At 60.8% G+C, this 20183-nt stretch carries 12 protein-coding genes; 6 read left to right on the forward strand and 6 right to left on the reverse strand.

The annotated features are described in order from the left end of the window. Positions 1-54 precede the first annotated feature (54 nt). Positions 55-3348: a DEAD/DEAH box helicase gene (locus QOM08_RS09245; protein ID WP_316912854.1), complete on the forward strand. Its 3294-nt coding sequence runs from the start codon at positions 55-57 to the stop codon at positions 3346-3348. 753 nt (positions 3349-4101) lie between these two features. On the opposite strand, the gene QOM08_RS09250 is transcribed toward QOM08_RS09245, so the two are convergent. The 3 genes from QOM08_RS09250 to mfd are packed head-to-tail and all read right to left on the reverse strand — an operon-like array spanning position 4102 to position 10833. Beyond that, entirely contained in the window at positions 4102-6795 is a 2694-nt protein-coding gene (locus QOM08_RS09250) for a DEAD/DEAH box helicase (RefSeq protein ID WP_316912855.1), read from the reverse strand. A gap of 11 nt (positions 6796-6806) precedes the next feature. Then, the gene (locus QOM08_RS09255) at positions 6807-7373 is read right to left on the reverse strand and encodes a CsiV family protein (RefSeq protein ID WP_139050706.1); all 567 of its coding nucleotides are present in this window, start codon (positions 7371-7373) and stop codon (positions 6807-6809) included. A 10-nt stretch (positions 7374-7383) separates the two neighbouring features. Beyond that, complete coding sequence (gene mfd / locus QOM08_RS09260) at positions 7384-10833, reverse strand: transcription-repair coupling factor (RefSeq protein ID WP_316912856.1); 3450 nt, start codon at positions 10831-10833, stop codon at positions 7384-7386. Positions 10834-11001: 168 nt separating this feature from the next. Between mfd and QOM08_RS09265 the strand changes: the two genes are divergently transcribed. Next, positions 11002-12465 carry a glyceraldehyde-3-phosphate dehydrogenase gene (locus tag QOM08_RS09265; RefSeq protein ID WP_047227217.1) on the forward strand — a complete coding sequence of 488 codons (1464 nt, stop codon included), beginning with the start codon at positions 11002-11004 and terminating at the stop codon, positions 12463-12465. Between the two features lie 154 nt (positions 12466-12619). Here the strand turns inward: QOM08_RS09265 and QOM08_RS09270 are convergent, their stop codons facing one another. Further along, positions 12620-13918: an MFS transporter gene (locus tag QOM08_RS09270; protein WP_047227218.1), complete on the reverse strand. Its 1299-nt coding sequence runs from the start codon at positions 13916-13918 to the stop codon at positions 12620-12622. Between the two features lie 225 nt (positions 13919-14143). Here QOM08_RS09270 and QOM08_RS09275 point away from each other — a divergent pair, with 225 nt between their 5' ends. Both QOM08_RS09275 and sthA read left to right on the forward strand, forming a co-directional pair. Further along, the gene (locus tag QOM08_RS09275) at positions 14144-15142 is read left to right on the forward strand and encodes an FAD:protein FMN transferase (protein WP_316912857.1); all 999 of its coding nucleotides are present in this window, start codon (positions 14144-14146) and stop codon (positions 15140-15142) included. A 210-nt stretch (positions 15143-15352) separates the two neighbouring features. Continuing rightward, positions 15353-16747, forward strand: a complete 1395-nt coding sequence (gene sthA / locus QOM08_RS09280; RefSeq protein WP_047227219.1) for a Si-specific NAD(P)(+) transhydrogenase — start codon at positions 15353-15355, stop codon at positions 16745-16747. Positions 16748-16789: 42 nt separating this feature from the next. On the opposite strand, the gene QOM08_RS09285 is transcribed toward sthA, so the two are convergent. Together QOM08_RS09285 and QOM08_RS09290 are read right to left on the reverse strand one after the other, a co-directional pair. Then, a complete protein-coding gene (locus QOM08_RS09285; RefSeq protein WP_047227220.1) occupies positions 16790-17512 on the reverse strand; it encodes a glycerophosphodiester phosphodiesterase in 723 nt (240 codons plus the stop codon). Further along, positions 17509-18105: a PilZ domain-containing protein gene (locus tag QOM08_RS09290; RefSeq protein ID WP_316912858.1), complete on the reverse strand. Its 597-nt coding sequence runs from the start codon at positions 18103-18105 to the stop codon at positions 17509-17511. Before QOM08_RS09290 ends, QOM08_RS09285 begins: the two co-directional genes overlap by 4 nt. 94 nt (positions 18106-18199) lie before the next feature. Here QOM08_RS09290 and QOM08_RS09295 point away from each other — a divergent pair, with 94 nt between their 5' ends. Together QOM08_RS09295 and lolD are read left to right on the forward strand one after the other, a co-directional pair. Then, positions 18200-19450: a lipoprotein-releasing ABC transporter permease subunit gene (locus QOM08_RS09295; RefSeq protein WP_047227222.1), complete on the forward strand. Its 1251-nt coding sequence runs from the start codon at positions 18200-18202 to the stop codon at positions 19448-19450. A 7-nt stretch (positions 19451-19457) separates the two neighbouring features. Further along, a complete protein-coding gene (lolD, locus tag QOM08_RS09300) occupies positions 19458-20141 on the forward strand; it encodes a lipoprotein-releasing ABC transporter ATP-binding protein LolD (protein ID WP_162843734.1) in 684 nt (227 codons plus the stop codon). Positions 20142-20183: the final 42 nt, after the last annotated feature.

Here is a 20183-nt window from a genome sequence, read left to right on the forward strand (position 1 = left end):
TCTCGGAAGGCTCCGATTTTCGGTTTTGTTATCCATCATTAAAGTCCTGCGCCCATGATTAGATCGATTGCAGAGCTTCTTGAGACAGAGTGGGCGGAGTCGTTCGATCAACGTACGCTCGCTCGTGGGTTCGACTACGCCGCGGGAGCGCGCGTCCGGCTAGTGCAAGTAGATGAGCGATTGGTTCACGCTGAATGCGAGGGGGCTAAGGCTAATGTCTACCAGCAGGTGATCAAACTCATTCGTTATCAGGGTTACGACGAGGTTCGTTACGAATGCTCGTGCCCGGTTGGCAGCGATTGCAAGCACTGTGTCGCGGTCATGTTCCATCTGGCGTGGAATGAGCAAGCCCTGCAAGGCGGCTGCGGCAGCGAACATCTGAGCCGCGATCTTGAAGCCTGGATTGAGCATATTCCTGCGCAAGGTTCCGATTCGACTGCCACCGGCAATAACTCCGATGTCCGGCTCTTTTACAAACTCAAGAGCACGGAAACCGGGAGATGGGCGCTGGAACTCTTCAAGGGCCGTCAGCTCAACGATGGTTCCCTACGGGATCTGAAAGCGTTTTACCAGCTTGCCGACATGCTGATTCGTTTGCCGAACTACATGTCTGACATTGACCAGCAGATCGGTCGGTTGCTGATCAGCAGTCAACACTTTCATGGGCAGATGAACAGCTATCCGCTGCAAGGACGCAATGGCGCCGATGTACTGGCGCTGGCATTGCAGTCTTCGCGCTTGTACTTCGAGCTGGACCCGCCGCAGCCGCTGAGCGCAGGGGTTCGGAAGCCGGCGCAGTTCTCTTGGGCTGAGCAACCCAACGGCAACTACAGGCCTCAGTGGCAAAGTGCCGATCAACCTCCGGGTAAGATTCTGCCGCTCGAGCCGCTTCATTATCTGGATGTGTCGCGCAGGGAGCTTGGCCGGCTGAGCTATGATATGGACGACAAACTGGCCTGCCATTTATGCCTCGCGCCAGAGGTGCCCGCTCGCCAGGCCGTGCTTTTCAGCCATCGGCTCAATGCTGTCGACCGCCCCGTCCCTGCACCAAAAAAACTGAGCGAGCGCATCATCGACGATGTTGAGCCGCGGGCGATGTTGAAGTTGGGAAGCGAACTCAACCTTCGGCACTGGAAATCGGTTCCCGAGCATCGTGCGGCGTTGACCTTCATTTACGACGGTCATGTTGCGGACGATAAAGAACCCGCGCAGGTATCGGTCCTGTCTGGGACCGAGACGTTGCGCATCCTGCGTAAGCCGGATGTCGAACAAGCCTTTCGCAACGTTTTGCGCAAGGCAGGCTTCAAAAAGGCCAGTCGCAAGAGCCTTGCACTGGCGGGTAGCGCGGGTGAGATGTTCCAGATGCCGGATGACGCCGCCTGGTTGGCGTTCATGGATAAAGGCCTGCCGCAATTGCGGGCCGCCCATTGGCAAGTCGATATCGAAGACGGCTTTCATTTCGATCTGCAACCGGTGGAGCAACTGTACGCCGACATCGAGGAATCTCCTGGCCAGGAGTGGTTCGATTTACAGTTGGGCGTTGTCGTCAATGGCAAGCGGCACAGCCTGCTGCCGATTTTGCTTCACCTGCTTCGCTCGAGCCCCGAAATGATGGACCCGGACAAGCTCGACCAGCGCCGTGATGATCAGTTGATGTTGATCGATCTCAACGGCGGAAAATTCATGGTGGGCCCCGGCGTGAAGGTCGCGTTGCCGTATGGGCGGGTCAAGCCGCTGATGGCGACCCTCGGCGAGTTGTACATGAAGGCACATCGGGGCGACTCGATACGTTTGAATGCCTTCGATGCGGCCAGGCTGAATGCGCTCGAAGGTCTCCCCCTGGCCTGGCAGGGTGGCGAGCGGTTGCGCGCTTTCGCAAAGCGATTGCACGAGTCAACTCATGTGCATGTCCCTGCGCCCGAGGGGCTCAAGGCTATGCTGCGACCCTATCAGCTCGAAGGGCTCAATTGGATGCAGACCCTGCGTGAGCTGGAAGTCGGCGGCATCCTGGGCGATGACATGGGCCTGGGTAAAACCTTGCAGACCCTGGCTCATCTGCTGTGCGAGAAGCAAGCCGGACGTCTGGATGTCCCGGCGCTCGCCGTCATGCCCACCAGCCTGATTCCCAACTGGCTCGACGAAGCGGCCCGCTTTGCACCGCAACTCAATGTCGTAGCGCTTCATGGCGCCGCCCGACAAAAAGACTTCGCCAGCCTGGCACAGTACGACCTGATATTGACGACTTATGCCTTGTTGCCACGGGATCTGGAGGTGTTAAAGCCCCAGGCCTGGAGTGTGCTGATTCTCGATGAAGCGCAGAACATCAAGAACCCCACCAGCAAGGCCGCCCATGCTGCCCGCGAACTCAACGCCCGACAGCGGCTGTGCCTGTCCGGCACGCCTCTGGAAAATCACTTGGGCGAACTCTGGTCGCTGTTTCATTTCCTGTTGCCGGGGTGGTTGGGGGACAGCAAAAGCTTTAACCGGGACTACCGGACCCCAATTGAAAAGCACGGCAACAGTGAGCGTATGCGGCATCTGACGGCCCGGATAAAACCCTTCTTGCTGCGGCGCAAAAAAGAGCAGGTCGCCACCGAGCTGCCACCCAAGACTGAAATCGTGCATTGGGTCGACCTCAGTGACGGGCAGCGGGATGTCTATGAAACCGTGCGCGTGGCCATGGACAAGAAGGTGCGCGACGAAATTGCCCGTAGTGGCGTGGGGCGTAGCCAGATCATCATCCTGGACGCGTTGCTCAAGCTGCGCCAGGTCTGCTGCGACCTGCGGTTGCTCAATACCACGCAGACCCCCAAGGCGCTGCGTTCCGGCAGCGGCAAGTTGGTCAGTTTGATGGAGATGCTTGAAGAGCTGCTCAGCGAAGGGCGCAAGATTCTGTTGTTTTCCCAGTTCACCTCAATGCTGGCCTTGATTGAGGAGGAGCTGCAAAAGCGCAGCCTTGACTATTCGTTGTTGACCGGCAGCACCACGGATCGGCGCACGCCGGTGAGGGATTTTCAAAGTGGCAAGGTGTCGCTGTTCCTGATCAGTCTCAAGGCTGGCGGTACGGGGCTCAATCTGACGGCTGCGGACACGGTGATTCACTTCGATCCGTGGTGGAACCCGGCGGTGGAAAATCAGGCGACCGACAGGGCTTATCGGATCGGTCAGAACAAGCCTGTGTTTGTTTACAAGCTGATCGCCCGGGGCACGGTGGAGGAGAAGATGCAGGCTCTTCAGCAGGATAAGGCCGCGTTGGCCGGCAGTGTGCTGGATGGCGGAATGACGGGTGGGTTGGCACTTGAGCAGAGCGATATCGAAGCGCTATTTGCGCCGTTGCCCAAAGCCTGATTTGCCGGCTCATTCAATACCTATGTCACCGGTTAGTCAGCTATCGCGAGCAAGCTCGCTCCCACAGGAGATTCGGGGTGCAGACCTATGCTGCGCTCACCTCAGGGCAATGTGGGAGCGAGCCTGCTCGCGATGACGGCGGCACAGCCAACCTCTTCAACATCTGAATCACCGCTATCGCGAGCAGGCTCGCTCCCACAGGAGGTTTTGTGGTTCAAACCTATCCAGCGCTCACCTCAGGACCATGTGGGAGCGAGCTTGCTCGCGATGGCGGCGGCACAGCCAACCTCTTCAACATCTGAACCACCGCTATCGCGAGCAAGCTCGCTCCCACAGGAGATTCGGGGTGCAGACCTATCCGGCGCTCACCTCAGGGCCATGTGGGAGCGAGCCTGCTCGCGATGACGGCGGCACAGCCAACCTCTTCAACATCTGAATCACCGCTATCGCGAGCAGGCTCGCTCCCACAGGAGGTTTTGTGGTTCAGACCTATCCAGCGCTCACCTCAGGGCCATGTGGGAGCGAGCCTGCTCGCGATGACGGCGGCACAGCCAACCTCTTCAACAACTGAACCACCGCTATCGCGAGCAAGCTCGCTCCCACAGGAGATTCGGGGTGCAGCCCTGTCCGGCGCTTACCTCAGGACCATGTGGGAGCGAGCCTGCTCGCGATGACGGCGGCACAGCCAAGATCTCCAACAACTGAATCACCGCTATCGCGAGCAAGCTCGGCTCCCACAGGGATTGCTGTGAATCAGCGTTTTTCCAGCTTGTCCGGCAACGGCGCGAATAGCGCCTCGATATCGTCGCTTTGCAGTTTCCAGTCTCCGGCCACGCGCCCGTCCAATACGCCGGCTGCGAGGTCGGATTTTTCCTTCTGCAGCAGCTGAATCTTTTCTTCCACCGTGCCTCGGGCAATCATTTTGTAGACGAACACCGGCTTCTCTTGGCCGATGCGATAGGCGCGGTCGGTCGCCTGGTTTTCGGTGGCGGGGTTCCACCATGGATCGTAGTGGATCACCGTGTCGGCCTCGGTGAGGTTCAGGCCTACGCCGCCGGCCTTCAGGCTGATCAGAAAGATCTGACGCTTGCCGCTCTGGAATTCCTTGACCGGCGTACGTCGGTCCCGGGTCTGGCCGGTCAGGATGGCGTAATCGACGCCGCGTTTCTTCAGTTCGTCTTCGATCAGCGCCAGCATTGAGGTGAACTGGGAAAACAGCAGCACCCGGCGACCTTCTTCAAACAGCTCTTCGAGCATCTCCATCAGGCTGTCGAGCTTGCCCGAGGTGCTGCCGCGGGCGGGCAGGGCGGCATCGTTGAGCAGGCGCAGGTCACAACAGACCTGGCGCAGCTTGAGCAGCGCCTCGAGAATGATGATCTGGCTGCGAGCCACGCCTTTGCGGGTGATCTCGTCGCGTACCTTCTTGTCCATGGCCAGGCGCATGGTTTCGTAGACGTCCCGCTGGGCATCGCTGAGCTCGACCCAATGAATGATCTCGGTCTTGGGTGGCAGTTCTGTCGCCACTTGCTCCTTGGTCCGGCGCAGCAGAAAAGGTTTTATCCGACCGTTGAGGTGCTGCAGTCGCACATCGCTGCCGCGCTTTTCAATCGGCACGCGGTAGTCGCGGTTGAAGCTCTTGACGTCCCCGAGCCATCCCGGCAGCAGGAAGTGGAACAACGACCACAATTCGCCCAGGTGGTTTTCCAGCGGCGTACCGGACAGGCACAGCCGCTGTCGGGCGTTGAGTTCGCGGGCGGCCTCGGCGGCTTTGCTGTTCGGGTTCTTGATGTACTGGGCTTCATCGAGGATCAGCACATGCAACGGCTGCTCCGCCAGGCGCTCGACATCTTTGGGCAATAGCGCATAGGTGGTGAGGACCAGGTCGTAATCGTTCAGCCGGTCAAAGTGCTTCTTGCGCCCGGCGCCGTACAAGGCCAGCACCTTGAGTTGCGGGGTGAAGTGGGCGGCCTCGTCGAGCCAGTTGGGGATCAGGCTGGTGGGCATGACCACCATGCAAGGGCGGTCGAGGCGCCCGGCGTTTTTTTCGCTGAGGATGTGCGCCAGGGTTTGCAGGGTTTTGCCCAGGCCCATGTCGTCCGCGAGGATGCCGCCGACTTCCAGTTGCCTGAGCGATTGCATCCAGCTTAAACCTTCGAGCTGATAAGGCCGCAGCGTGGCGTTCAGACCTTCTGGCGCCGTGCTGGTGTAGTCCTTGATGTCCCGCAGGCGCTGGGCCAGGCCACGAATGTGTTCGCCGCCTTCCCAGCGCAAGGGCATGTCTTGCAGCGGGTTCAGGCGCAGGGCATCCGCGCTGTTCAAGCGCAGTTTGGTGGTGCCCGGTTCTTGCAGGTAAAACTCGCCCAGGGTGGCCAGCACCGGTTTCAGCCGGCCATAGGGCAGGGCCACTTGCTGCGGGCCGAACTCGGAGTTCGGACGGTTAGGCAAATTGACCAGAATGAGTTCGTCATCGCGGCGCCTGGCCAGGCGTTCCGGGTTGAACAGCTCGATGTGCGAACGCATCAGGTTCAGCAGAATCGGCAGTAGGCTCAATCGTTCACCGTTGACGATGATCCCCAGTTCCAGATCGAACCAGTCCCGTTCCGGCGTTTCTTCGACCGTGGCGTACCATTCGTCCACCGCCGTCAGGTCGAAACCGAAATCCTCGTCGATCTGCAACTCCCAGCCCTGGCTACGCAGTTTCGGCAGATCGTTGAGGGTGAACGTCAGCCAGGCACTGTCGTTGACCATCTCGTACAGCTCACCGGCGCTTTCGGGCAGGGCCTTGCTTTGGCGGGTCGCGATCTTGAAACCGAGGATTCGAAGCTGTTCGCGGTAGGACTGCTCCACTTCTGTCTGGCGTTTTATCCGCAGCGTCTGTGTGTCCTGGCGAATCAGCACGTCAGTGTTGCGCTGGCCGCTGACGTATTCGTCCAGGTAGCTGAAAGACAGGGCGGCGCGGTGCTGGATGTAGCGCTGCATCTTGCCATTGCGCGGCTCGAAAGCGCTGAACTCGATGCTCGCCAGCCACAGCCGCGGCATGGGTTGGACGTTGTCCACCAGCACTTGCGGCGGGGCCTTGGGGCTGCGGTTTTCCAGCACGGCCTGGAGTTTCTCCAGCAACTGCGCGTCTTTCTCGGCGGCCGGGTAGGCCAGGGTTTCCTGGACTTGCAGCAGCACCGCCGCGCAGTGTTTGCAGTTGATGCGCACCGGGCAGGTACAGGCGGCTTCAAGCAGAATCAACGTGCCTTTGGCTGATTCTTTCAGGCGAATCGTCTGGCGGTAAACGTTACCCCCAGAGCCTTCACAACTGGCGGTGATGGTGCTGTCGCCAGCCTCGACGATCCTGACGCGGTTTTCCAGCGCGTAACGGCGCCCGCGCTCCAGGCTCTGTTCCTTGAATCGATTGACCCAGGAGGGTGCCAGGGGTTTGCTCAGGGGCGAGGGCATAGGCGCGCCGATCAGTCCGGAATGACGTCAGGCGCCTGCCGTGGCGCAGGCGCAGTCAGCGAGGTGATTTTGATCAGCAGGCCGAGGTGGCCGTTGTCGAGGAAATTCAACTGGCCATTTTTGGTATGGCTCTGCTGTTTGAGGCGTTCGCTGGAAGTGACCAGGCCATTGGTGTCGATCTGGTTGATCCAGAAGTCGGCGTCCACGTCGGTAAACCGCCCCAGTTTCAGTTCCAGGGTTCCTTCGATGGGGAACTGGCCGAACCGTTCTGCGCCATCACTGACGGCGATTCGGCTGCCCTGTTCGCCCAGGTTCTGCTGCCAGGCTTTGTGCATCAGCACTGTGTACTGGCCGCTGGCGTTGAGTTTTTCCACGATGTGACCCAATGCAGGCGTGCGCTGGCTGTTCGCGTCCAGGCGTTGCGCGCCCGCGTCCCAGTCCTCCGGTGCGGCGCGGCTGACAATCGCCGGTTCGGCGTTCTGGCGCATCAGGATCATTTCAACCTGATACAGGTCATCGGCAAACGCCAGGGGAGCGACCAGGGTCATCAACAAGGTCAGTGAGCGAAACAGGCGCATGGGGCGTCCTTCAAACAGGGGTCGGAGTGAGGCGCTCGAACAGCGCTTCTACGGTATTGAAACGCTCTTCCGGGCGTTCCATGGGCACCATGAACTTGAACATCGTGGCACCTTCAAACTTGTAGCGTTTGGGCTGGCCCTGGATCAGCTTGATCAGTACCAGCGGATCGACCGGCGTCTGGGCTTCGAACTCGATACGACCACCATTGGGGCCGCCGTCGACTTTCTTGATGCCCAGTTGCTCGGCCTTGAGCTTGAGCCAGGTGGTACGCACCAGGTTCTTGGTTGGCTCCGGCAGCAGGCCGAAGCGGTCGATCATCTCCACTTGCAGGTCCTTGAGGCCTTCTTCGTCAGTGGCCGAGGCGATGCGTTTGTAGAGGATCAGCCGTGCGTGGACATCCGGCAGGTAGTCTTCCGGGATCAGCGCCGGCACCCGCAGATTGATTTCCGGCCCGCCGCCCAACGGTTGGTCGAGGTTCGGTTGCTCACCCTTGCGGATCGACTTGACCGCCCGTTCGAGCATTTCCATGTACAGGGTGAAACCCACGGCCTGGATCTGGCCGCTCTGGCCGTCGCCCAGCAACTCGCCTGCACCGCGGATTTCCAGGTCGTTGGTGGCCAGCACGAAACCGGCACCCAGGTCCTGGGTGTTGGCGATGGCTTCCAGGCGCTTTTCCGCGTCCGGGGTGATCTGCTGGCGCGGTGGCGTCAACAGGTAGGCGTAGGCCTGGTGGTGACTGCGCCCGACCCGACCGCGCAACTGGTGCAACTGGGCCAGGCCGAATTTGTCGGCGCGCTCGATGATGATGGTGTTGGCGCTCGGCACATCGATGCCGGTCTCGATGATGGTCGAGGCGATCAGCACGTTGAAGCGCTTGTGGTAGAAATCGCTCATCACCTGTTCGAGTTCACGTTCGCGCATCTGCCCGTGGCCGATGCCGATGCGGGCTTCCGGCACCAGCTCGGCCAGGTCGGCGGCGCATTTCTCGATGGTCTTGACGTCGTTGTGCAGGTAATAGACCTGGCCGCCCCGCAGCAGCTCGCGCAGCAGGGCTTCCTTGATCGTGCTTTTATTCTGCTCCATGACGAAGGTGCGCACCGACAGGCGACGGGCCGGCGGCGTGGCGATGATCGACAGGTCACGCATGCCCGACACCGCCATGTTCAGCGTGCGCGGGATCGGCGTGGCCGTCAGGGTCAGGATGTCGACCTCGCTGCGCAGGGCCTTGAGCTGTTCTTTCTGGCGCACGCCAAAGCGGTGCTCTTCGTCGATGATCACCAGCCCCAGGTTTTTGATCTTCACATCGTCCTGCAGCAGTTTGTGCGTGCCGATGACGATGTCGATCTTGCCCTCGGCCAGATCGGCCACCGCCGCGTTCACTTCCTTGGTGGACTTGAAGCGGCTCATCACCTCCACGGTCACCGGCCAGTCGGCGAAGCGGTCGCGGAAACTGTTGTAGTGCTGCTGGGCAAGCAGGGTGGTCGGCACCAGGATTGCCACCTGCTTGCCGCCGTGCACGGCAATGAATGCGGCGCGCATCGCCACTTCGGTCTTGCCGAAACCGACATCGCCGCACACCAGCCGATCCATCGGTTTGGGCGCGAGCATGTCAGCGCGCACGGCCTCGATGGTGGTTTGCTGGTCGACGGTTTCCTCGAAGGGGAACCCGGCGCTGAAGGTCTCGTAGTCGGCTTTCGGGTCGGCGAAGGCATACCCCTCGCGGGCGGCGCGCCGGGCATAGATGTCCAGCAACTCGGCGGCCACGTCGCGCACCTGTTCGGCGGCCTTGCGCTTGGCTTTCTGCCAGGTTTCCGAACCCAGCCGATGCAGCGGCGCCAGGGCGTCGTCGCTACCGGTGTAGCGGGCGATCAGGTGCAGGTTAGCCACCGGCACGTAGAGCTTGGCACCCTCGGCGTATTCAAGGGTGAGGAACTCGGCGGCCTGGTTGTCGATTTCCAGGGTCGCCAGACCCAGGTAGCGGCCTACGCCGTGGTCGATGTGCACCACTGGCGCGCCTTCGCGCAGCTCGGTGAGGTTCTTGATGACCGCGTCGTTGGCGGCGTCGGCACGTTTCTCGCGACGCCGACGCTGCATGACGCGCTGGCCGAACAATGGGCTTTCGGCCACCAGCGCCAGGGCCGGGTCTTCCAGGACAAGGCCGTCGTTCAGCGGCGCGATAGTAATCGCCAGGCGGTCTTTGCCGGCGACGAAGTCTGGCCAGCTATCGACGGTTTTCGGCCTAAGTTTCAGGCGTTCAAGCAGTTCAAGCAGCACTTCACGACGACCGGCGGATTCGGCGGTGAACAGCACGCGGCCGGGGAAACCGTCGAGAAAACCGGCCAGGGCCGCCAGTGGCTGCGTGGCCTTGGCTTCGATCGCCAGGTCCGGCAAGGCCTTGGCCGGGAAGCGTTCGCGGCCGACGCCCGTTTCCACGTCCTGCTGGCTTGCCACCACGCGTGGCCAGTTCTTGAGCCGGGCGAAGCAGTCTTCCACCGGCAGGAACAGCTCGGCCGGTGGCAATAAAGGACGGGAAGGATCGACGCGGCGCTCTTCGTAGCGATTGCGCACATCGTTCCAGAAGTTTTCCGCCGCCTGCTCGATGCCGGGCAGGGAAAACACCTGAGTGTCCTGGGGCAGGTAATCGAACAGGGTGGAGGTTTCTTCGAAAAACAGCGGCAGGTAGTACTCGATACCGGCGGGAGTGATCCCGCTGCTCAGGTCCTGGAAGATCGGGCAGCGACGGAAATCCACATCGAAACGTTCGCGAAAGCGCGCCTTGAAGCGGGTCACGGCGTCTTTTTGCAGCGGGAATTCCTTGGCCGGCAGCAGGCGCACCGACTGTACTTTGTCGATGGAACGTTGGTTTTCCGGGTCGAAGGTGCGCAGGGTTTCGATTTCGTCATCGAACAGGTCGATGCGGTAAGGCAACTTGCTGCCCATCGGGAACAGATCGATCAGCGCGCCGCGTACCGCGAACTCGCCGTGCTCGTACACCGTGTCGACGCAACGATAGCCACTGGCTTCAAGACGGCTGCGCATTTGCTCGACGTCGAGCTTCTGGCCGATGTCCAGCACCAGGCTGCTGCCGAGCAAAAACTGGGTCGGTGCCAGACGATGTAGGGCCGTGGTGATCGGCACTACCAAAACGCCATGACTGAGCTCCGGCAATCGATAAAGGCTGGCGATTCGCTGGGAAATGATGTCCTGGTGGGGCGAAAACAGATCGTAGGGCAGGGTTTCCCAGTCCGGGAAATGCAGCACAGGCAAATCCGGGGCGAAGAAACTCAGTTCCTGTTCGAGCCGCTCGGCGCTTTGGCTGTCGGCGGTCAGCAGCAGGGTAAAGCGCTTTGCAGCGCTGGCAGCCTCGGCAATGGCCAGGCTCAGGGCGGCACCGGGCAGGTTGCCCCAGTGCTGTTTACCTGCCGCGGCAGGGAGAAGCGGGAGACGCAGAACGGGCACGGAAGGTTGAGCTCCAGCGTTGCGACAAAGTCGGCAATTGTAGCGGGGGAAGGGGGCAGCTGTCAGTCGCAGACTACCCTGGCGAACAGGAAAACCACGGTGCGACAGGCGCGCATTGCTCCGCCGAAGAGTCGGCGGCATAATGTAGCCCCTTTTTTCAGCCCCTACATGTGGAAGGTTCCCGTGACTCAGAAGCCCGACCAGTGTCTTGGTGAATGGATCGATCGTGAAGCACTCGCAGAAGCGATGATCCCTCTCATCGGTCAGCTCTACCGCAATAACAACGTGGTGAGCTCGATCTATGGCCGCAGCCTGATCAACCAGTCTGTCATCGCGATTCTCAAGGCTCACCGCTTTGCTCGCCACCGTTCTTCCGACGACAGCGAACTCTCCGTCCACGAAACATTCCCTCTGCTCAAGGCCATGAGCGAGCTCAAGCTCGGCGCGGCTTCGGTGGACCTGGGCAAGCTGGCGTTCAAATTCCGTAACGAAGGCAACGGCCGTAGCGCCGAGCAGTTCGTTCGCGAAGAGATGGCTGATGTGGTTGGCCAGCAAAACGTTTCGGCACGCAAAGGCACCGACGTCGTGCTCTACGGCTTCGGTCGTATCGGCCGTCTGCTGGCGCGCATCCTGATCGAGAAAACCGGTGGTGGCGATGGTTTGCGCCTGCGTGCCATCGTGGTGCGCAAAGGCGCGGAGAACGACCTGACCAAGCGCGCCAGCCTGCTGCGTCGCGATTCGGTCCATGGTTCGTTCAACGGCACCATTACCATCGACGAAGAAAACAACACCATCACGGCCAACGGTAACCTGATCCAGGTGATCTACGCGAAGAACCCGACCGAGGTGGATTACACCCAGTACGGCATCAAGGACGCACTGCTGGTGGACAACACCGGTGTATGGCGTGACGCCGATGGCCTGGGCCAGCACCTGGCATGCCCGGGTGTCGACCGCGTTGTTCTGACCGCACCTGGCAAGGGCAAGCTCAAGAACATCGTTCACGGCATCAACCACAACGAAATCACCGCTGACGACAAGATCGTCTCCGCCGCTTCGTGCACCACCAACGCCATCGTGCCGGTGCTCAAGGCTGTGAACGACAAGTTCGGCATCATCAACGGTCACGTTGAAACCGTTCACTCGTACACCAACGACCAGAACCTGATCGACAACTTCCACAAAGGCGACCGTCGTGGCCGCAGCGCCGCGCTGAACATGGTGATCACCGAGACCGGTGCCGCCACCGCTGCTGCCAAGGCTTTGCCTGAGCTGGCCGGCAAGCTGACCGGCAACGCGATCCGTGTACCGACGCCGAACGTGTCGATGGCCATCCTCAACCTGAACCTTGAGAAAGCCGCCACCCGTGAAGAGATGAACGAGTACCTGCGCTATATGGCGCTGCACTCCGACCTGCACAAGCAGATCGATTTCGTCAATTCCCAGGAAGTGGTGTCCACCGACTTCGTTGGCTCGCGCCATGCCGGTGTGGTCGACGCTGAAGCGACCATCGTTCAGGATAACCGCGTTGTGCTGTACGTCTGGTACGACAACGAGTTCGGTTATAGCTGCCAGGTCGTTCGCGTGATGGAAGACATGGCCGGTGTAAACCCGCCAGCATTCCCGCGCTAAGCTTTAGCCGCTTGTGAAAACGCCCCGACTTGTCGGGGCGTTTTTTTGTCTGGAGATTTTGTGTTGGCTGGGCCGGCCTCATCGCGAGCAAGCTCGCTCCCACAGGGTATACGCGGTCAACTGTGGGAGCGAGCTTGCTCGCGATAGCGATGTGTCAGGCGCCGCCGACGACTGAAGCTTGTGCAGTGCGCAGTTCATGCCGATTACCCTTGAACAACACCAAGGTAGCAATCAGCCCCAACACCGCCGCGCCACTGAGCCAGATCCCCGGCGCGGCCTTGTTGCCCAGCACATGAATCAGATAAGTACAGGCCGCTGGCGTAAACCCGCCGAAGGTCGCTGTTGCCAGGCTGTAGGCCAGGGAGAAACCGGTGGTGCGCACTTCCAGCGGCATGATTTCCGTCAAGGCGACTACCATGGCACCGTTGTACGATCCATACAGGAACGACAACCACAACTCCACGATCAGCAAATGGCTGAAGCTGGGGTTCGCCACCAGCCAGGACAGCGCCGGATATGCCGTGAGGATCGCCAGAATAGTCGCTCCCAGCAGCAAGGGCTTGCGTCCGATCTTGTCGGAAAATGCGCCCATCACCGGCAGCCAGAAGAAGTTCGACAGCCCGATGCATACCGTCACCAGCAACGCATCCAGGTCCGACAGGTTCAGTTCGGCTTTACCGAAGGTCGGCGTGTACGCCGTGATCAGGTAAAACGACACCGTGGTCATCACCACCAGCGCCATGCCCGCCAGGACGATGCCGAAGTTCTGACCGATGGAACGGATGATTTGCGACAGGGTAGGGCGATGTTTTCTCGCCTGGAATTCAGGTGTTTCTTCCAAGGAGCGACGGATCACGAATATCACCGGCACGATCATGCAACCCACCAGAAACGGCACGCGCCAGCCCCATTCGCCCATCTCCTGGGGACTCAGCCAGTGATTGAGGCCAACGCCCAGCAGGCCGGCAAACACGACGGCGGCCTGTTGACTGGCGGATTGCCAACTGACAAAGAAGCCCTTGCGCCCCGGCGTGGAAATTTCCGCCAGATACACCGATACGCCGCCCAGCTCAACACCGGCGGAAAAGCCCTGCAGCAATCGCCCCAGCAGCACCAGCAGCGGTGCCGCCACGCCGAGGGTGGTGTAACCCGGCACACAAGCGATCAGCACGGTGCCGGCGGCCATCATCGCCAAGGTGATGATCAAGCCTTTGCGGCGGCCGTGCCGGTCGATGTAGGCCCCGAGAAAAATCGCCCCCAGCGGGCGCATCAAGAATCCGGCGCCAAATGTGGCCAGGGACAGCATCAGCGAGGCGAAAGCACTGTCGGTCGGGAAGAACGTCTTGGCAATGGCCGTGGCGTAGAAGCCATAGACCATGAAGTCGAACATCTCCAGGAAGTTGCCGCTGACAACGCGAAAGATCGCCTTGCCGTTGCTGGTGTTGGAAGGCATGGGTAGGTACTCACTCTGACAATCTTGTATGAAAGCGCTGCACCCAATGTGGGAGCGAGCCCGCTCGCGATAGCGGTGTGTCAGTCACATCAATGTCGTTTGATCCGACGCTATCGCGAGCAGGCTCGCTCCCACAGTTTTTTGCATCTGGACTGAAGGGCGCTGAAGCCCATAATGGCCGGCGCGGTTTCGAGGGGGGATGAAGATTTGTTAACTGGACGGTGGATGGGGCTTGTGGTGCTGCTCGGCGTGTTGTCCGGTTGCGGCAACGGCAACACCCTGGAGCGCTTCGGCGGCCCGACCATGGGCAGCCACTATTCGATTCAATACGTCAGGCATTCCGCCGCACCTGGACCGAAAGCGGTGCGGGCCGAGGTGGAAAGCATCCTCGCCGAAGTGGATCGGCAGTTCTCGACCTATCGCAGCGATTCGGACATTGAACGGTTCAATACGTTGCCGGCCAATAGCTGCCAGATCATGCCTGGCCCTGTCCTGGAGTTGATCCGCGTGGGTGAGCAGTTGTCCTCCCAAAGCGACGGCTCTTTCGATCTGACGGTGGAGCCGCTGCTCAACCTGTGGGGTTTCGGTCCCCAGTCCCGAGCAGAGAAAGTACCGACCGCAGAAGCCCTGGCCCAGGTGCGCCAACGCGTCGGGCATGCTCATCTGCGCATCGACGGCGACCGCTTGTGCAAAGACGCCGCGGTGGAAGTCGATTTCAACAGTATCGCCGCCGGTTATGCCGTCGACCGCATCGCCAGCCGGCTCAAGGCCTTGGGCATCGACAGCTATCTGGCCGAGGTCACGGGCGAACTCAAGGCCGCCGGACGCAAACCCGATGGTGCCGCCTGGCGTATCGCCCTGGAAGAACCCCGGGACGACCGGCGGGTGGCTGAGCGCGTTATCGAGGTCAACGGCTACGGGGTTTCCACCTCGGGCGACTACCGTAAATATTTCGAACAGGGCGGCAGACGTTATTCCCACACCTTTGATGCGCGTACCGGTACGCCGGTCCTACACAACCTGGCGTCAGTCACGGTGATTCATCCTTCGGCGTTGATGGCCGATGGACTATCGACGCTGTTGCTGATTCTCGGTCCTGAACGGGGTTGGGACTATGCCGAAAAATACGGTGTCGGGGTATTTTTCGTATTGCGGGACAATGACCGTTTTATTGTTCGCACCAATGATGAGTTTGAACGGATCAGTCGCGGAAAAACCCAATGATGACAGCGTTGTGAAAGCATACCTGTGGCGAAATAGCGCAGGCAAAACTAGCCTACGACGCGACCAAGGGGTAATGTGCGCGGCGTTGACGCTTCTATAGACTGTGGCCGGGCTCATGAACCGGCCCCAAATTGTTCCTTCATGTCGCTGGCCGGCATGATTTAGCCGTGGAGCCAAATGTGGCGCCGCGGCCTGTTCTGAGGAGTACGCATGGCTGTCTACAACTACGACGTGGTGGTATTGGGTTCCGGCCCGGCGGGAGAGGGCGCGGCAATGAACGCCGCCAAGGCAGGGCGCAAGGTCGCGATGGTCGACAGCCGTCGGCAGGTCGGTGGCAACTGCACCCACTTGGGCACCATCCCGTCCAAGGCCTTGCGTCACTCGGTCCGGCAGATCATGCAGTTCAACACCAACCCGATGTTCCGCGCCATCGGCGAGCCGCGCTGGTTCTCCTTCCCGGACGTGCTCAAGAGCGCCGAGAAGGTGATCTCCAAGCAAGTCGCCTCGCGCACCGGTTACTACGCCCGCAACCGGGTCGACGTGTTCTTTGGCACCGGCAGCTTTGCCGACGAGCAGACCGTTGAAGTGGTCTGCGGCAATGGCGTGGTCGAAAAGCTGGTGGCCAAGCACATCATCATCGCCACCGGCTCGCGCCCGTATCGTCCGGCCGATATCGATTTCAACCACGCACGTATCTACGATAGCGACACGATCCTGAGCCTGGGCCACACCCCGCGTAAGCTGATTGTCTACGGTGCCGGGGTGATCGGTTGCGAATACGCCTCGATCTTCAGCGGCCTCGGTGTGCTGGTGGAGCTGGTGGATAACCGTGGCCAGTTGCTGAGCTTCCTGGACTCGGAAATCTCCCAGGCCCTGAGCTATCACTTCAGCAACAACAACATCACCGTGCGTCACAACGAGGACTACGACCGCGTCGAAGGCGTGGACAACGGCGTGATCCTGCACCTCAAGTCCGGCAAGAAGATCAAGGCCGACGCCTTGCTCTGGTGCAACGGCCGTACCGGCAACACCGACACCCTGGGCCTGGAAAACATCGGCGTGAAGGTCAACAGCCGTGGCCAGATCGAAGTTGACGAGAACTACCGCACCTGTGTGACGAACATCTACGGTGCCGGTGACGTGATCGGTTGGCCGAGCCTGGCCAGCGCCGCCCATGACCAGGGCCGTTCAGCGGCCGGCAGCATTGTCGACAACGGGAGCTGGCGCTTCGTCAACGACGTACCGACCGGCATCTACACCATTCCGGAGATCAGCTCGATCGGCAAGAACGAGCAGGAGCTGACCCAGGCCAAGGTGCCCTATGAAGTGGGCAAGGCCTTCTTCAAGAGCATGGCGCGGGCGCAGATCGCCGGAGAGCCGCAGGGCATGCTGAAGATCCTGTTCCACCGCGAGACGCTGGAAGTGCTGGGCGTGCACTGTTTCGGTTACCAGGCGTCGGAGATCGTTCACATCGGCCAGGCGATCATGAACCAGCCGGGCGAGCTGAACACGCTGAAATACTTCGTCAACACGACCTTCAACTACCCGACCATGGCCGAAGCCTATCGGGTAGCGGCCTATGACGGGCTCAACCGGCTTTTTTGAGCGGCTCCGGCCGGTGGCCTGAGCCGGCCGGGGAGACCGATTTCAGCAATTCTCGAGGGTGGCAGTGGCCAAACCGGGAAAGTCTGTAATCAGGCTGTCAACGCCGAAGTCGGCGAGCCTGCGCATCAGCGCGGGTTCGTTGACGGTCCACACTGATACATGCAACCCCTGCCGCTGGGCCTTGATCAGGCGTTCCGGCGTACACAGCGTCCAGTTGAGCGCCAGAATCTCGCAGCCGTAACTCTGGGCGACCTTCAGCGGGTCGAGCCAGGCGTATTCGGCCACCAGCCCGCGGGAGATGTCCGGGGTCAGGTCCAGGGCAGCCTTGAGCACTTCCCGGGAGCTGGAGGTGATGGTGATTTTGTCCAGCAACCCGAAACGCTGGGCCATTTCGCGGATCCCCAGCACGGTGGCGGCGGCGCGGGTGCGTGAGGCACTCTTGACCTCCAGTTGCCAATGCTCGAAATCACATTTTTCGAACAGCTCCTCCAGGCGCGGGATCGGGCACGGCTTGATCCAGCCCGGGCCACCCTTGCGCGCATCGTAGGTCACCAGCTCGGCGGCCGAATGCTCCACCACCTTGCCCCGGCGATCGGTGGTGCGCTTGAGGGTCGGGTCGTGGATCACCATCAACTCGCCGTCCATTGAAAGGTGCAGGTCCAGCTCGCATCGGCGCACGCCGTGCTTGAGGCACTCCTGGAAACCGGTCAGGGTATTTTCTGGTGCTTCGCCCTTGGCGCCGCGGTGGCCATAAATGAGGGTCACGGTTCTTCCTTATTGGTGCCGGATTCGTTCAGTTCCCGCGCCAGGCGTCGCTCTTGCGCCTGTTTCTGCAGGATGTAGCGGGCCAGCAACTGGCGCTGGGCGTCGGTGGGGCGTTCGAACTCGGTGCCCACGTCATAGCCGTCGCCCTTGGGGTCGCAATGAGTGACCCGGGCCCGGAGCAACAGCCCCAGGGCCTGGGGCATCAGCACCATCTTGATCGACAGGTGCGCGCCGACGGCAATGGGGGTGGGATATTGGAAGTCGATGCCGCCCTCGGAAATGATCACCGGCTGCGGTTCGCCGATTTCGCCGAGTGCCGTCAGGGCTATGACCTGGCTGAGCAGGTCGATGCGTTTGTGCATGACTTTCAGGTACGCGGCGATGCTACGCTCGCGCTCGCTGATCTGGCGCAGCAGGTGTTGCGATTCGAATTCGCTCAGGTGCAATTCGCTGAGCAGATTGAACAGTGGAGAAGCATCCTGCAACACTTCCTGGCCAGCAGCTTCAGGAATGGAGAGGGGCCGAATTTCCAGTGCGATCGTGTCCTCGATACGGTAGTATTCGCGGCGATCTTCTTCATCTAATGTCGACATGGCGAACCCATGGTAGCGGCGGTGGTCTGAGTGTAAAGCTGGTTTGTGACCCCCGCCACAAGGACGTTCCTTTTCCCTCCGAACAAGCCCCGACATGTTCAGACCTCTCTTCGTATTTATCGGCACGCGTTATACCCGTGCAAAACGTCGCAATCATTTCGTATCGTTCATTTCCCTGACTTCAATCATCGGGCTGGCCCTTGGCGTGGTCGTGATGATCGTCGTGCTGTCGGTGATGAACGGGTTCGACCATGAGATGCGCACTCGCGTGCTGGGCATGGTGCCCCACGCCACCCTCGAAACCGGCGAAGCCATCAGCGACTGGCCGAGCCTGGCCGCCAAGGTCAAGCAGAACCCGCAGGTGCTGGCGGTTGCGCCGTTCACCCAGATGCAGGGGCTGCTGACCCACAATGGCAAGGTTTCCAAGGTCTTGCTCAATGGCATTGACCCTGGGCTTGAGCGGCAGGTTTCGATCATCGACAACTTCATGAAGCAGGGCAAACTCGACGACCTGGCGCCAGGCAGCTTTGGCATCGTCATCGGTGACAAGGCCGCTGCCAAGCTCGGCGCCGCCATCGGCGACAAGCTGACCTTCGTGGCACCGGAAGTCACCGTGACCCCGGGCGGCATGTTCCCGCGCATGAAGCGCTTTACCGTGGTCGGCATTTTCCATGTCGGCGCCGGCGAGCTGGACGGTTACCTGGGCGTCACCAACCTTCAGGACCTGGCGCGCCTGCATCGCTGGAAGCCGGATCAGGTCCAGGGCCTGCGGCTGAAGTTCGACGATCTGTTCCAGGCACCACGCGTCGCGTGGACCATCGCCCAGCAGCTCGGCGAAGACCGCTACTACGCTCGCGACTGGACCCGCACCCACGGCAACCTGTACCAGGCGATCCGCATGGAAAAAGCCATGATCGGTCTGCTTTTGTTGCTGATCGTCGCGGTGGCGGCATTCAACATCATCTCCACTCTGGTGATGGTGGTGAACGACAAGAAAGGCGACATCGCCATCCTGCGCACCCTTGGCGCCACACCGGGGCAGATCATGCGGATCTTCATGGTCCAGGGCACGGTCATTGGCGTGATCGGTACGGTGGTCGGCGCCTTGGTCGGGATGTTTGCCGCGCTGAACGTCAGCGCCGCGATTGCCGCTCTCGAAGGCCTGATCGGGCACAAGTTTCTCAACGCCGACGTGTACTTCATCGACTACCTGCCGTCGCAGTTGCAGACAGACGATGTGTTGATGGTCTGCGGCGCCGCGTTGGTCCTGAGTTTCCTCGCCACCCTGTATCCAGCCTGGCGTGCCGCGCGCACCCAGCCTGCGGAGGCGTTACGTTATGAGTGAGTCGGGTATGAGTGAAAAAGCAATCTTGAGCTGCCGTAACCTGGGCAAATCCTACGAGGAGGGGCCGGAATCGGTGGTGGTGTTGTCGGGCTTGCAGCTGGAGCTGCATCCGGGCGAGCGTGTGGCGATTGTCGGTACGTCCGGGTCGGGCAAAAGTACCTTGCTCAATCTGTTGGGCGGCCTCGATACACCGACTGCCGGCAGTGTCTGGCTGGCCGGCGAAGAACTCTCGGCGCTGAACGAGAAGGCCCGTGGCCTGCTGCGTAACCGTTCCCTGGGCTTCGTTTACCAGTTCCACCATTTGCTGCCCGAGTTCACCGCGCTGGAGAACGTCTGCATGCCGCTGCTGATCGGTCGCACCGCGATCCCTGAAGCCCGCCAGCGGGCCACGGCGTTGCTGGAGCGGGTCGGGTTGGGCCATCGTCTTGAGCACAAGCCGGCGGAGTTGTCCGGTGGCGAGCGCCAGCGCGTGGCGATTGCTCGGGCCCTGGTCAACAAGCCGGGGCTGGTGATGCTCGACGAGCCGACCGGCAACCTCGACTCCCACACCGCCCAAGGCATTCAGGACCTGATGCTGGAACTCAGTACCTCGATGCGTACCGCGTTCCTGGTGGTGACCCACGACATGAACCTGGCCCGGCAGATGGACCGAGTCCTGCACTTGCAGGAAGGTTGCCTGACGCCCATTTGACCGACCGAAACCCGGCGCTTGCTGCAAGCGCCGGGTCTTTTA

Source organism: Pseudomonas sp. P105 (genome assembly GCF_032614175.1).
Classification (GTDB): Bacteria; Pseudomonadota; Gammaproteobacteria; order Pseudomonadales; family Pseudomonadaceae; genus Aquipseudomonas; species Aquipseudomonas rhizophila.